This window comes from Streptosporangium heterodermiicola (assembly GCF_051390675.1).
In the GTDB taxonomy this organism is placed as follows: domain Bacteria; phylum Actinomycetota; class Actinomycetes; order Streptosporangiales; family Streptosporangiaceae; genus Streptosporangium.
Map to the genome: position 1 here is coordinate 424,627 of NZ_JBPJSR010000002.1, position 14,281 is coordinate 438,907.

Consider the following 14,281-nt stretch of genomic DNA (forward strand, 5'->3'; position numbering starts at 1 on the left):
CGGCTTCCCGATTCAGATGTTCGTGCGGTGCGGCGGCCTCGACGGGAGGTTCACACGGTGACGCGGCGCAGGCGCGACTTGGGCGCCTCCTCGCCGGGGAAGACCCGCTTGACGCCGTCGCCCAGGGCGGTCTCGATGATCCGGATGTCGCGGACCAGGTGCTCCAGCCCGGCCGGCTCCAGCGAGGCCGCGTGGTCGGAGCCCCACATGGTGCGGTCGAGCGTGATGTGCCGCTCCACGGTCACCGCGCCCAGGGTCACCGCCGCGAGCGAGATCTGCAGGCCGCGCTCGTGGCCGGAGTAGCCGACCGGCACGCCGTACCGCTCCTGGAGGGTGACGATCGCGCGGAGGTTGGCCTCCTCGGGAGGAAGCGGGTAGGTGGAGGTGGCGTGCATCATCACCAGCCTGGAGGTGCCGAGGATCTCCACCGCCTGGTCGATCTCCTCCAGCGTGGACATGCCGGTGGACAGGATGAGCGGCTTGCCGGTGGCGGCGAGCGCGCGCAGCAGCTCCAGGTCGGTCACGCTGGCCGAGGCGATCTTGTGGGTGACCACGTCCATCGACTCCAGGAACTCCACCGACGGCACGTCCCACGGGGAGGCGAACCAGTCCAGGCCGCGCTCCTGGCAGTGCTTGGCGATCTCGGTGTACTCCTTCAGGCCGAACTCGGTCCTGATCTTGTACTCCATGTAGGTCATCTCGCCCCACGGCGTCTGCCGGATCTGGCCGCGCTGCTCCAGCGGCACGCAGATCTCCGGCGTGCGCTTCTGGAACTTGACCGCCTGGCAGCCCGCCTCGGCGGCCACGTCGATCAGCTTGCGCGCGATGTCCAGGTCGCCGTTGTGGTTGATGCCGATCTCGGCGATCATGTAGACCGGCTGGCCGGAGCCGACCAGCGACTCGCCGATCTGGACCGGCTTGGCGACCGGGGTGAGCCGCAGTTCGGCGCGGGGCGCGGGAGCGGCGGCGACCTCCTCCAGCGGGCGGGCCGCGAGGACCCGGTCGCACAGTTCCCGTACGGCCCCGGCCCCTCCGGCCCTGGTCAGCACGGTCCTGGCGGCGGCGCGGACCTTGGGGTGGGCGTCGGGGACCGTGACGGGCCAGCCGACGTCGCTCATCGGGCCCAGGTCGTTGACGTCGTTGCCGACGTACGCGACGCGGGCCGGGTCGATCCCCTCGATGGCGAGCCAGTCGCGCAGCACGGTCCGCTTGTCGGTCAGGCCCTGCAGGACGGGCACGCCGAGCTTGCGGGCGCGGGCCGCGACCACCGGGTTGTGCTCGGTGGACATGATCATCAGCTTGACGCCGGAGCGGCGCAGCAGCGAGATGCCCATGCCGTCGGAGCGGCTGACCGCGACCATCTCGCGGCCGTCCTGGTCGACGTAGGCGCGGTCGTCGGTGTGCACGCCGTCGAAGTCGGTGATCACCGCGTCCACGTCGATCGGCTCGGGCTCGTCGACGAAGGGCGCGAGCGCCCGTACGATCTCCAGGTCCTCGGGGGTGTCGACCTCGATGGCGTGGCGCGAGGGCACCTGCTGCACGGCGACGGCGCCGAAGAAGCGGTGGCCGTGCTCGCGCAGGCCCTCGGTGCGCATCACGTAGAACGCGCCGGTCTCGCGGAAGTTCGGCTCGCGGTCCTGGCGGCGGGGGCGGTGGGACGGGTCGTGGTTGACGCCCGCGCCGTTCGCGCTCCACAGGAACTCGTGCGTCTCCAGCCCGGAGAACACCACGTCGGCGCTGCCGTCCAGGACCTTGGAGATCGCGCTGTCCAGGTCGGCGGGGTCGATGAACGCGCTGGTGCACTGCACCAGGATGACCACGTCGGGGACCTCGGACAGGTGGTCGAGCGCGTGCAGCACGGCGGACTCGCTGGAGGCGGTCGCGCCGCTCAGCTCTCCCGGCCGGTCGATCACGGTCGCGCCCGCGGCGCGGGCCACCTCGGCGATGCCCTCGTGGTCGGTGCTGACCACGACCTCGTCGACCAGCTCGGCGCGCACGCAGGCCCGTACCGCACGGGCGACCAGGGGACTGCCGCCCACCGCGGCCAGGTTCTTCAGGGGAACCCCCACCGAACCTCCACGGGCGGGGACAACGGCCAGGACTCGCAAGGTGGCTCCTCAGACATACGGCGAACGCCCCTGAGCTGGGGTGTCATTGGAACCTAGCCACGAGGGTGACCGGAAAGGGGTGTCTGAGTTGAACGTCCAGAGTCGCCCGTCTTAACTTTCCGCGCGACCGGGAGCACCGACTTGGGCGCTTCGGTTCGGGTATGCGTCGGCTTGGGAGCTTCAGTTCTGGTACGCGCCGGTTCGGGAGTTAGCGGCTCCGGCCGTCGCCGGGCCTCAGACGGACGCGCCGATGGAGCCCATGAGCATGGGGAGCGAGCGTTCGAGGCCGCGGCGCCAGTAGGGCCAGGAGTGGGTGCCGGGGCCGTAGAAGTCGACGGCCACGTCGGCGCCGTTCGCCCTGGCCCGCTCGGCGAAGGTCACGGACTGCAGGAGCAGGGAGGCCTCGCCCTCGTCCCGGGCCTCGGAGGCGTCGTCCAGCGGGCCGGGGGAGCCGTCGCCGCTGGAGACGAAGAGGCGCGTCCCGCGCAGCGCGCCGGTGAGGTCGGCCGGGTTGTGGGCGGCCCACTCCGGGTCCTGCGGAGGGCCCCAGAGCTTCACGGACCTCTCGCCGTACTGCCCGAGCAGCCAGTCGACGCCGCCGTTGCCGTCGCGGGTGTGCAGCACCCCGGAGAAGGAGGCCGCCGCCTGGAACATGCCGGGGTGGCGGGCCGCGTACGACATCGCCCCGAACCCGCCCATGGACAGCCCCGCCACCGCCCGCCGGTCCCCGGCGCCGTAGTCGCGCTCCAGGACGGCCCGCACCTCGGTGAGGTGGAAGGTCTCCCAGCCGGGACCCTCGCGCCAGTCGGAGTAGAAACCGACGGGGCCGCTCTCGGGGATGACCACGAGCGCGGGGTAGCCCGAGGTGAGCTCCGCGGCGCCTCCCTTGGTCACCCAGGTGTCGTAGTCGGACTGGCAGCAGCCGTTCAGCAGGTACAGCACCGGCCACGGACCCGAGCCCGGCGTCCATCCGTCGGGCAGCAGGACCCTGACCCTGCCCTCGCGGCCGAGCGCGGCGGAGGTGACGGTGAGCTCGTGGTCGCGCTCGCCCAGCTTCCGCACCGCGACGGCGGAGGCCCGGACGTCCTCCTCGCCGTACGTGCCGGTGGAGGACGGGGGCAGCAGGGCGAGCAGCACCGCCGCGACCGCGACGGCGGCCAGCAGGAGTACTCCGAGACGTACAGCGGTGCGGTTCACGCCGCCAATCCTCCCGCGTCTCGTTGATCGCGTGAAGCCCACATGCCGTACCGGCCCGGTGTGAGGGCGGCCCCGGTGTGAGGGCGGCGGACGCGGCTCACTATTTGGGCCGATCCATTCGTGTTAATTCTGATGACATATGGCGTTTTAGTAACCCGAAAGCTTGAAAATTACACATGATCTATTCAGGATTCTCCACGTGGGTTGTAAAGATCGTGTGCACCCCACGGCGCTCTGCCCGGCGGGAGACTCCCGCCCGGAGTGAAGGAGATCGTGTGTCAAACACCCCTCGACACCGGCGATCGGTCCTGATCGGGATCGCCACCGCCCTGATGCTCGTGCTCCCCCAGGGAGTGGCCCAGGCCGCACCCGCCCCTGACAAGATCGACAAAACCGTCCTCGCGGATCTGGCCACCGACGACAAGGCCACTTTCTGGGTACGCCTGAACAGCGACGCCGACCTCGGCGCGGCTCGCAGGGCGAAGACCAAGACCGAGAAGGCCGCGCAGGTCTTCCGGGCCAAGACCGAGCTCGCCGCCTCCTCGCAGGCGGGCCTGCGCAGGTTCCTCGCCGCCGAGAGCGTCGACTTCACCCCCTTCTGGATCGCGAACGCCATCCAGGTGACCGGCGACGCCAAGCTGGCCGAGGAGATCGCCAAGCGGCCCGAGGTGGAGCGGATCGAGCCGAGCCGGGTCACCAAGGTGCCCGAGCCGCTGCCCGGCAAGGACGTGGCGAAGGTCGACGCGATCGAGTGGAACATCAACCGTGTCAACGCCCCCCGGGTCTGGAACGAACTCGGCGTCCGAGGCGAGGGCATCGTCGTGGCCAACATCGACACCGGCGTGCAGTTCGACCACCCCGCGCTCGCCGCCAAGTACCGGGGCAAGAGCGCCGACGGCACCGTCGACCACGACTACAACTGGTTCGACCCGGCCGGCATCTGCTCGGGCACCGCGCCGTGCGACAACAACGGCCACGGCACCCACACCATGGGCACGATGGTGGGCGACGACGGCGGCGCCAACACGATCGGCGTCGCCCCCGGCGCGAAGTGGATCGCCGTCAAGGGCTGCGAGTCCAGCACCTGCTCTGACGCCTCGCTGCTCGCCGCCGGCCAGTGGGTGCTCGCGCCCACCGACCTGGACGGCGACAACCCGCGTCCCGACCTGGCGCCGCACGTCGTCAACAACTCCTGGGGCGGCGGCGGCTTCAACCCCTGGTACAAGGAGACCGTCGACGCGTGGGTCGCGGCGGGCATCTTCCCCGTCTTCTCCAACGGCAACGTCACGAACGCGGGCTGCAACTCCAGCGGCTCGCCCGGCCAGTACGTCGCCAGCTACAGCGCGGGCGCGTTCGACGTCAACAACACGATCGCGACCTTCTCCACCCGGGGCACCGGAGAGAACGGCGAGATCAAGCCCAACCTCGCGGCCCCCGGCGTCGACGTGCGCTCGTCCGTGACCAACGGCGGCTACGGGTCCAACTCCGGCACGTCGATGGCCGCGCCGCACCTGGCGGCCACCGTCGCGCTGATGTGGTCGGCCTCCCCCGCCCTGCTGGGCGACATCGCCACCACGCGGGACCTGCTCGACCAGACCGCGATCGACGTCAACGACACGCGCTGCGGCGGCACCGCCGCCGACAACAACATCTGGGGCGAGGGCAGGCTCGACACGTTCGCGGCCGTCCAGGCCACCCCCTCCGCCGCGCTCGGCGGGCTGGCCGGAACCGTCACCTCCGGAGGCGCGCCGCTCGCCGCGGCGACCGTCACCGTCACCGGGCCGCTGAACCGCACGACCACCACCGCCCAGGACGGGACGTACGAGCTGCCCCGCCTGCTCGCGGGCGACTACCAGCTCACCGTGAAGAAGTTCGGGTACGCCGACGCCGCCGCGGCCGTCACCGTCGTGTCCGACCAGACGGCCACCGAGGACCTGTCGCTGACGCGGCTGTCGTCGGGCACGGTCTCCGGCACGGTCACCGCCGCCGGAGCCCCCGAGCCGGGCGCCACGCTGACCGTGGCGGGCACCCCGGTCAGCGCGGTCGCCGACGCGGCGGGCCGGTATCGGCTCACGCTGCCGACCGGCGACTACCAGCTGAGGGTCACCCCCGGCTCCCGGTGCGCGGGAGAGCTCACCGTGCCGATCACGGTGAGCGGCGACCTGACCAAGGACGTCGACCTGCCGCGCCGTACCGACTCCTTCGGCTACACCTGTGACAGCGCCGCCGAGGCGTACGTCGCGGGCACCGCCAAGAGCACGCTCACCGGCGACGACGCGGTCCAGCAGATCGCGCTGCCGTTCACCTTCCCGTTCTACGGCACCGGCTACACCGGCGCCTGGGTGAGCACCAACGGGTTCCTCGCCTTCAAGGACAGCGCCGCCCTGGCGGGCAACGTGGCCCTGCCGGCCTCCGCGGCGCCCAACGCGGCGGTCTACCCCTTCTGGGACGACCTCGTGCTGGACGACCAGTCCGGGATCTACACCGCCACCGTCGGCACCGCGCCGAACCGGACCTTCGTCGTCGAGTGGCGCAACGCCCGCTTCTACGCCGACGCCACCCAGCGCGTCACGTTCTCGGCGCTGCTCGGCGAGAACGGGTCGGTCGGATACCGCTACGACAGCGTCGACAGCGAGCGCGACGCCGGGATCGGCGCCACGGTGGGCATCGAGAACGCCGACGGCACCGACGCGCTGCAGTACTCCTTCAACAGCGCCGCGATCGGCGACGGCCAGAGCCTGACCTTCACCGCGAGCCGGCACGGGCTGCTGACCGGCGTCGTCACCGACGCCAACGACGGCGAGCCGCTGGCGGGCGCGACGGTGAAGGTCGGCGACGTGGCGACCTTCACCACCGGGGCGGACGGCAGGTTCCTCGGGCAGATCCTGCTGGGCGACTACCAGGTAGAGGTCTCCAAGGAGAACTACGGGACCTTCACCCAGGAGGTCACCATCACGGCCGGAGGCGTGACCCGGGCCGACACCGCGCTGGCCACCGGCCGGGTGACGGCCTCTGTCGCCGAGGTGACCCTGGTGCAACCGGCGGAGACCACCAGGACGGGCACGGTCGAACTGTCCAACCTGGGGGTCGCCACGGCCTACACCGTGCTGACCGACCCCGCCCAGGGCTGGCTGAGCGTGGCCCCCGCCACCGGCCAGCTCGCCAAGGGCGCGTCGGTGACGCTGAGGGTGACCGCCTCCAGCGCGGGCGTCCCGCCGGGCACCGTACGCACCGGCAAGCTGCTGGTCCGCTCGGCGAGCGGCCGCAACCCGCAGATCGAGATCGCCGTGACCGTCGTGGTGCCCAAGCACCAGGTCGCCGTCGAGGTGGGCGGCACCAGGGACGTCGTCGACACCGCGGGCGACCGCTGGACCGCGGACCGCAAGCACGGCACCGGCGGTCACGGTTACATCGGCACCAGCACCAAGACGAACACGACGAGCAGGACGATCACCGGCACCACCGAGCAGGCGCTGTTCAAGAGCGTCCGCGAGGGGATGCTGGAGTACCGGTTCGACCAGGTGCCCAACGGCACGTACGCCGTCGAGCTGGGCTTCGCCGAGACCCGGGGCAAGCGTGAGGGCCAGCGCGTCTTCGACGTCATCGTCGAGGGCCAGCTGGCGATCCCCGCGCTGGACCTCGCCCTGGAGACCGGCGCGTACGTCGCCACCACCCGGCAGTACACGGTGAAGGTCACCGACGGCCAGCTCAACGTGCGGTTCGCCAAGCGGACCGGCGACACCGTGCTCAACAGCATCCGCATCTCCGAGCGCCCCGACAAGGCCACCCCGTAGCGGCCTGAACCCCCGGACGGCCCGTCCCGCCTCCCCGGCGGGACGGGCCGTGCCCGTCTCCCGGTGCCCCGGTTGCCCGGGGACGGCCGGAGGGGCAAAGTCCTGGTCAAACGGTGTTACAGGTCGTACGGGGCCGGGGATTGGCGGGGTGTGTCGTGATTCACGGAGGCTGCCATGGCCAGGACAACCACCACCGCTTCGAACGGCAGGACGCGTGTCCTGGCGAACGGCGAACAGCTGCCGCCGCACATCACCGTGCCGGTGATCGGCACGTTGACCCTGCCGCCGCCGGATCGGCTGGTCTTCTACGGGGTGCTGGGCGCGCTGGGAGCGTTGGGAGTCCTCGAATGGCCCGTCGCGCTCGTCGTCGGACTCGGCCACTACCTGTCGGAACAGCGGCGGTTCCCCGCCCTGCGGCAGGCCGGGCTGGCCGCCGAGGCGGCGTAGCCGGGCACGCGTACGTCTTCACCCGGACCGAAACCGGAACCTGGAGCGGGACCGGGGTCGGGGGTGATGGCGATGGCGCCGCTCGGTGAACTCGCCGGGCAGGGCTGGGCCCAGGTGGGGGCGCTGTTCCTCGCCTTCGCGCTCTCGGCCGTGATCGGCCTTGAGCGGGAGGTCCGCCTCAAGAGCGCGGGACTGCGCACCCACACCCTGGTCGGCTTCGCCGCCGCCCTGATCATGCTGGTGTCGAAATACGGCTTCGCCGATGTCCTGGGGGAGCACGTCACGCTCGATCCGTCCCGGGTGGCCGCCCAGATCGTGTCCGGCATCGGCTTCATCGGGGCGGGCCTGATATTCGTCCGCGGTGACGCGGTCCGCGGCCTCACCACCGCCGCGGCGGTCTGGCTCACCGCCGGGGTGGGCATGGCGGCGGGGGCCGGGCTGTGGCTGCTCGCGATCGTCGTGACCGCGGGATACTTCGCGACGGTGTTCGTCCTCACGCCGCTGGCCGACCGGCTCCCCCGGTCCAAGTACGCGCCCTCACGGCTCAATCTGACCTATCTCGACGGGCGGGGCGTGCTGCGGCTGGCACTGGCCGAATGCACGCGCCGGGGATTCGGCGTGGACGAGCTGTCCGTCGGCCAGCACGCCGAGGGACAGAGCCCGGCGACCGTCTCGCTCTGGCTCACCGTGCACGGCGCCGGCTCGGTAACGGAGCTCACCACGGCGCTCTCCGAGATCGACGGGGTGCTCGCCGTGGTGAGCCGGGACGCCAACGCGGTGGTGCACTGAGAGCGGGATCGCGCTTTCGAGGGGCCGGACGATCGGGGCCCGCGAGTGACGAGAGGCGCACCGGACCCGGACCACGGCGTTCGCCGCGACCAGGATCTGCGAGAAAGGCAAACAATTATGATTACCGGCATTTTTGGGCCGAAAAGTCGTGATGTGATGTCCGCCACATTCATTTGACGGTTCGTTGACTCCGGCAATTTCCCGGCGAACAATACATTCGTCATTGATTTCGCGCCGGGCAGGGGTTTCGTTCTCCCCGCGGGGCGGGTGGCGAGTGTCGGCGATCGTTCGGCAAGCCCTACCGGCAGGGGTTTCACGGGCACCGCCGCGAATCGGCCCGCGGTCCCGGATTCGCCGATGAACGAGGCGTGAACAGGCGTGATCGTGCCGGCACGAGTGTGAATTCGCACGGACCGGCCGGGACGCGACGGCTTGGAGGTGAGCACCACGTGTGACCGCCGAACAACAGCGTGAACGGCCTCGGATCTCCCCGGGATGGCGTCTCGTCATCGCCCTGGCCATAACGCAGACCGTCGGCTACGGCATTCTTTACTACGCGTTCGCCGTTTTCCTCGACCCCATGCGGCGTGACCTGGACGCCTCCGCCGGCCAGGTCACCGGTGCCTTCACCCTCGCCGTACTGATCACCGGGCTGGCCGCCCCGCTGGTCGGCCGCCGGCTGGACCGCCACGGCGGGCGCGGCCTCATGACGCTGGGCTCGGTCGCGGGCACGCTGGCGACGTTCGCCTGGTCGCGGGTCGACGACCTGCCCGGCCTGTACGCGGTCCTCGCCGTCATCGGCCTGGCCTCGGCCATGACGCTCTACGAACCGGCGCTGGCGATCGTCGTCGCCTGGTTCGATCCCGGCCGCCGCTCCACCGCCCTGCTGGCCGTCACCCTGGTGGCCGGATTCGCCTCCAGCGTCTTCCTGCCCCTCACCGGGCTGCTGGTCGACCGTCACGGCTGGCGTACGGCCCTGGTCGTGCTCGCCGTCATCCACGCCGCGACCACCATCCCGCTGCACGCCTTCTTCGTACGCAGACCTCCTGGCGCCGTAGGTCCCGGCCAGGCGGAGGGGGAGGAGCGGCCGGGCGGGGCCGGGCTGCGCCGGGCGATGCGCGGGCGGGCCTTCTGGTTGCTGGCCGTCGCGTTCGTCGCGCACACCGCGGCCGTCGCGATCGTCGCCGTCCACCTGCTCGCCTACCTCACCGAGCTGGGCCATCCCCCCGCGTTCGCCGCCCTCGTCACCGGGCTGCTCGGTGTCCTGTCGGTCACCGGCAGGCTCGTCACCACCGGTCTGCACCGGCGCTTCCCCGCCGCCTCGGTCACCGCCGCCGTCTTCCTGCTGCAGGCCGTCGCCGCGGCGTCCCTGCCGCTGCTCGGCGGGAGCGCGGCCGGTGCCGTCACCTGTGTGATCGCCTTCGGGATCGGCTTCGGGGTGGGCACCCTCGCGCGCCCCGTACTGGTCGCGGAGCGGTACGGGGCCGCGGCCTACGCGACCGTCGCCGGGGCCCAGGCCCTTCCGATCATGCTCGCCAAGGCACTCGGCCCCCTGGGCGCGGCCTTCCTCGGCCAGAGCGCAGGATATCCCGTCGTGATGCTCGCGGTGGCCGTCTCCAGCGTCCTCGCGGCCGTCATGCTCATCGCCTACGGAAGATCCTGAAATCGACCCCGCCGACGGGGTCACCGGGGTCACCGGGGTCACCGGGGTCACCGGGGTCACCGGGGTCACCGGGGTCACCGGGGTCACGGTCAAGCCGACCGTGACCCACGAGGGCCCCGGGAAACCACCGGCTCAGGGCGGCCGGTTCCCGTGACCGCCGGTTCAGTACGACACGGCGACCAGTGCCCGGTGGTGCTTCGGGGTCTCGGCCTCGTCGACGACCGCGACCGCGAGGTCGGCGTAGGAGAAGGGCGGCGCGCTCTCGTCGGCGGCCAGTAGCCGGGTGTCGCCGGTCCGGTACCGGCCGGTGCGCTCGGCCTTCTCGTCGAGGAAGACCACCGGCGGGGCGAGCACCACCCAGTCGATCGCGGTGTCCGCCGCGCGCAGGGCGTCCAGCTCCGCCGCGTGCCCCAGGGAGAATTCGCGCGCCTCCGCCGGGAAGTCGGGCGTGCTGTAGAGCGGCACCCCGGGCGCGGTCTCCAGGGTGGTGCCGATGCCGATCGCCACCAGCCTGCCGACGCCGGCCCGCGCCAGACCGTCCAGCAGGGCGGCGGTGGAGGCCAGGTAGAACTCCGTCGCGGACATGTCGAGCCGGCCGGCGGCGTTGACGGCCGCGTCGTGCCCGGCGGCGACCGCCGCGACGCTGTCCGCGCCGGTGACGTCGCCGGGGACCACGGTCACACCGTCACCGGCCAGGTCCGGGTGCCGGGCCGGTTCGCGGACGACCGCGGTGACCCGATGGCCGCGGGCGGCGGCCTCCGCCACCGTCCGGCGGCCCGCACGGCCTCCCGCTCCGAAGACAACGATCCTGCTCATTCCGGGGCTCCGATCGACGGGACCGGCGTGATCACCGGCCTCTGACGCGGACGGTAGCCCGTGCCCCCTCGGTTCCCGCAACGATAGTGACCCGTGTGCGACGCGATGGCCGCGCGTACGCTGGGAGGGTGATTGAGCCGCTCGATCCCGACATGTTCACCGGGTGCGCACCCGGCACCCCGCCGTTCCAGATCGGCGGGAAGTGGACCCCGAAGATCATCAGGTGTCTGCAGGACGGCCCCCGGCGCTTCTCCGAGTTGCGGGTGCCGCTGCGCGGCATCACCCCGAAGGTGCTCACCGAGACCCTGCGGGCGATGGAGCGCGACGGGCTGGTCTCCCGCTCGGCCTATCCCGAGATCCCGCCCAGGGTCGAGTACGCGCTGACCTCGCTCGGGCACACGCTCCTCGAACCGATGAACGCCTGCTGCCACTGGAGCCAGGCGCACCTGCCCGAGATGCTCAGGGCCCGCGACGACTACGAGGACCGCGTGACATTCTCCCCCGCCTGAAGGACGGGGCATCCACATCGCGGGGACTCGCCGATCGCCGGCCCGCCGCCCCGCACCCACCCGTGCGTGGAGCGCGACGCGGCCCCCCGAGCCGTCGTCCGCCCGGTAACCGTCGTACGACAGGCGACTCATGTCCGGCGAGTGGATGGCCGTCACCGTTCTCGTCGTCGATCACCCGGAGAGCGGTGGCCACCCGGAGAGCGGTGGCCACCCGGAGGGCGGTGGCCGCGTCCGCCGGTGCCGCTCAGGTCCGCGACCGCGGCGACGACCTGGTCCACCTCCTCCTCGGTGTTGTAGTAATGCGGTGACAGCCGCAGGCACCAGTCGACGTCCTTGTCGCCGAAGTCGAACTGCGCGAACTCGCGGAAGCTGAGCGCCGAGTTGATCCGCCGCGCGTCCATCGCCGCCTTGAACGGCCGCGGCTGCCGGTCCTCGACGGCGAAGGTGACGATGGCGCCCAGCCGCGGGCCGCGGTCGAGCGTCCGTACCCCGGGAAGGGCGTCGAGCCCGTCGCGCAGCCGGGCGGCGAGCGCGGGGGAACGGCTCGCGATGGCGTCGAGGCCGACCTGGCGGGCGTAGCGCGCCGCGGCGGCGCAGCCGAGCACGGCGGCGTAGGGGAACTCCCACTCCTCGAACCGGGCCGCGGACTCGACGGGCTGGTAGCGGCCGGGCTCGATCCAGCGGGCGCCGTGCATGTCGATGAACAGCGGTTCGTACCCGTCGCGCAGCACCCGGTCGGACACGTAGAGGAAGCCCGAGCCGCGGGGGCCGCGCAGGAACTTGCGGCAGGTGGCGGTGAGCATGTCGCAGCCGATCTCGGCCACGTCGACCGGGTACTGGCCGACCGACTGGCAGGCGTCGACCAGGTAGAGCAGGTCCAGCTCGCGGCAGTGCCGGCCGATCTCGGCGACGGGCTGGACCAGGCCGGAGTTGGTGGGGATGTGGGTGGCGGTCACCAGCCGGGGGCGGTGCGCGCGCATCAGGGCGGCCATCGCCGCCACGTCCACCCCGCCCTCGGCGGTGTCGGGCGCGTGCACGATCTCCACGCCGAACCGCTTGCGCAGCGACAGGAAGGCGATCTGGTTGGAGATGAAGTCGTTGCGGGTGGTGAGGATGACGTCGCCGGCCTGGAACGGGATGGCCGACAGGGCGGTGGCGAAGGCGTGCGTGGCGCTGCCGGCGAAGGCGACGTTGCCGGGCTCGCAGTTGAGCAGGGCGGCGATCTCCGTGTAGAACCCGCGGACCTCGGACTCCCGGGCGGCCGACGCCTCGTAACCGCCGATCCGCGCCTCCAGGTTCAGGTGGTCGAGCATCGCGGCCAGCACCGGCGCGGCGAGCAGCCCGCAGCCGGCGTTGTTGAAGTGGACGACCTGCTCGCAGCCGGGGGTGTCGGCCCTGAGGGCGGCGAGGTCCGGTAGTGATTCTTCACGAATCGCAGAAGTGCTACTGTCATCTCTCATGGATGACAGTAGCACTTCTGCGATGCTGGCGGCCAGCCTGCGGGCGCTGCTGGCCGGGCTGTCACCCGGTGACCGCCTGCCGAGCAGCCGGGAGCTCACCCAGCGCTACCGGGTCGGCCCGGGGACCGTCTCGCGCGCGATCTCCGTGCTGGCCGCCGAGGGCGCCGTGGTCACCCGGCCGGGCAGCGGCACCTTCGTGGCGGCGCGCGGCCGGACCGGTGCCGGGGTCGCCGACACGGTCTGGCAGACGGTCGCGCTCACCGACCGCACCGTCGACACCGGCCCGCTCACCGACGCGCTCGGGCCGCCCCCCGCTGGGACGATCATGCTGGACGGCGGCTACCCGCACCGGTCACTGCGGGCCACCCGGCCGCTGAGCGCGGCGCTGGCACGCGCGGCGCGCCGTCCCGACGCCTGGGACCGCGCCCCGGCGAACGGCCTGGCGGCGCTGCGGGCGGTGTTCGCGGGCATGGCCGGTGGCGGGATGACGCCCGACGACGTGCTGGTCACCGCCGGGGGGCAGAGCGCCCTGTCCATGGCGTTCCGGGCGATCGCCGGGCCGGGCAGCCCGATCCTGGTGGAGTCGCCCACCTATCCCGGCGCGCTGGCCGCCGCCCGGGCCGCCGGGTTGCGCCCGGTGCCCGTCCCCCTGGACGACGACGGGGTCAGGCCCGGCCTGCTGGCCGAGGCGTTCGCGATGACCGGCGCGCGGCTGTTCTACTGCCAGCCGACCTACCACAACCCGACCGGCATCGTGCTGGCGCCCGAGCGCCGCCGCCACGTCGTCGACGTGGCGCGGGCCGCCGGAGCCTTCGTCGTCGAGGACGACTTCGCGCGATACCTCGGCCACGGCGGGCAGGTGCCGCGCCCGCTCGCGGCCGACGACCGTGACGGCACGGTCGTCTACGTGACCTCGCTCACCAAGCCCGCGGCACCCAGCCTGCGCATCGGGGCGCTGGTGGCCCGCGGGCCGGTGATGGAGCGGATGAGAGCGGTCCGGCTGGTCGACGACTTCTTCGTCACCCGCCCGTTGCAGGAGGCCGCCCTGGAGCTGGTCAGTTCGCCCGCGTGGGACCGGCACGTCCGCTCCCTGGCCCTGGCGCTGCGGGAACGCCGCGCGGAGCTGGCGTCCGCCGTCGCGAGCGAGCGTCCGGACTGGACCGTCACCCGGCTTCCCGCGGGCGGGCTGCACCTGTGGGTCCGCCTGCCGGCCGGCACCGACGACACCGTGGTCGCCGGTGCCGCCCGCAGGCACGAGGTCGCCGTCGGCGCCGGCCGCCGGTACTTCGCCGCCGAACCGTCCGGGGCGTTCCTGCGCCTCGGGTTCGCGGCCGCCGGCGACCTCGCGGAGCTGACGGAGGCCGCGCGCCGGTTACGGCACGTCTGACACCGGGGACGCGCGGTTCGCTGGACGAGGGTCCGGTGGGATGAGTAGGGGATACTCATGCTTTCCGCCGCCTCCCTGCCTAACGTTCGGAAAGACCCGTCCTGACCGATC

10 protein-coding genes are annotated in these 14,281 nt (G+C 72.1%); 6 read left to right on the forward strand and 4 right to left on the reverse strand.

Annotated features, from left to right (window positions below):
- Positions 1-50: 50 nt before the first annotated feature.
- Both ACSC1Q_RS05715 and ACSC1Q_RS05720 read right to left on the reverse strand, forming a co-directional pair.
- Positions 51-2,108 (reverse strand): N-acetylneuraminate synthase family protein, encoded by a 2,058-nt coding sequence (locus ACSC1Q_RS05715; protein ID WP_436757585.1) that lies wholly within the window; start codon positions 2,106-2,108, stop codon positions 51-53.
- 234 nt (positions 2,109-2,342) lie between these two features.
- On the reverse strand, positions 2,343-3,305 hold the full coding sequence (locus tag ACSC1Q_RS05720) for an alpha/beta hydrolase (RefSeq protein ID WP_436757586.1): 963 nt from the start codon (positions 3,303-3,305) through the stop codon (positions 2,343-2,345).
- A 275-nt stretch (positions 3,306-3,580) separates the two neighbouring features.
- Between ACSC1Q_RS05720 and ACSC1Q_RS05725 the strand changes: the two genes are divergently transcribed.
- From ACSC1Q_RS05725 to ACSC1Q_RS05740, 4 genes are all read left to right on the forward strand, one after another.
- Positions 3,581-7,099, forward strand: a complete 3,519-nt coding sequence (locus ACSC1Q_RS05725; protein WP_436757587.1) for a S8 family serine peptidase — start codon at positions 3,581-3,583, stop codon at positions 7,097-7,099.
- A 174-nt stretch (positions 7,100-7,273) separates the two neighbouring features.
- Entirely contained in the window at positions 7,274-7,546 is a 273-nt protein-coding gene (locus tag ACSC1Q_RS05730; RefSeq protein WP_436757588.1) for a hypothetical protein, read from the forward strand.
- Between the two features lie 72 nt (positions 7,547-7,618).
- Complete coding sequence (locus ACSC1Q_RS05735) at positions 7,619-8,335, forward strand: MgtC/SapB family protein (RefSeq protein ID WP_436757589.1); 717 nt, start codon at positions 7,619-7,621, stop codon at positions 8,333-8,335.
- Positions 8,336-8,786: 451 nt separating this feature from the next.
- Positions 8,787-9,998 carry an MFS transporter gene (locus ACSC1Q_RS05740; RefSeq protein ID WP_436757590.1) on the forward strand — a complete coding sequence of 404 codons (1,212 nt, stop codon included), beginning with the start codon at positions 8,787-8,789 and terminating at the stop codon, positions 9,996-9,998.
- Between the two features lie 162 nt (positions 9,999-10,160).
- On the opposite strand, the gene ACSC1Q_RS05745 is transcribed toward ACSC1Q_RS05740, so the two are convergent.
- A complete protein-coding gene (locus tag ACSC1Q_RS05745) occupies positions 10,161-10,814 on the reverse strand; it encodes an NAD(P)-dependent oxidoreductase (protein WP_436757591.1) in 654 nt (217 codons plus the stop codon).
- A 128-nt stretch (positions 10,815-10,942) separates the two neighbouring features.
- Between ACSC1Q_RS05745 and ACSC1Q_RS05750 the strand changes: the two genes are divergently transcribed.
- Positions 10,943-11,323, forward strand: coding sequence for a winged helix-turn-helix transcriptional regulator (locus tag ACSC1Q_RS05750; RefSeq protein WP_436757592.1), 381 nt, complete (start codon positions 10,943-10,945; stop codon positions 11,321-11,323).
- 152 nt (positions 11,324-11,475) lie between these two features.
- On the opposite strand, the gene ACSC1Q_RS05755 is transcribed toward ACSC1Q_RS05750, so the two are convergent.
- Positions 11,476-12,783 (reverse strand): aminotransferase class V-fold PLP-dependent enzyme, encoded by a 1,308-nt coding sequence (locus ACSC1Q_RS05755; RefSeq protein WP_436757593.1) that lies wholly within the window; start codon positions 12,781-12,783, stop codon positions 11,476-11,478.
- On the opposite strand from ACSC1Q_RS05755, the gene ACSC1Q_RS05760 reads away from it, so the two are divergent.
- A complete protein-coding gene (locus ACSC1Q_RS05760) occupies positions 12,782-14,170 on the forward strand; it encodes an aminotransferase-like domain-containing protein (RefSeq protein WP_436757594.1) in 1,389 nt (462 codons plus the stop codon). The genes ACSC1Q_RS05755 and ACSC1Q_RS05760 overlap by 2 nt on opposite strands.
- The last annotated feature ends 111 nt before the right edge of the window (positions 14,171-14,281 follow it).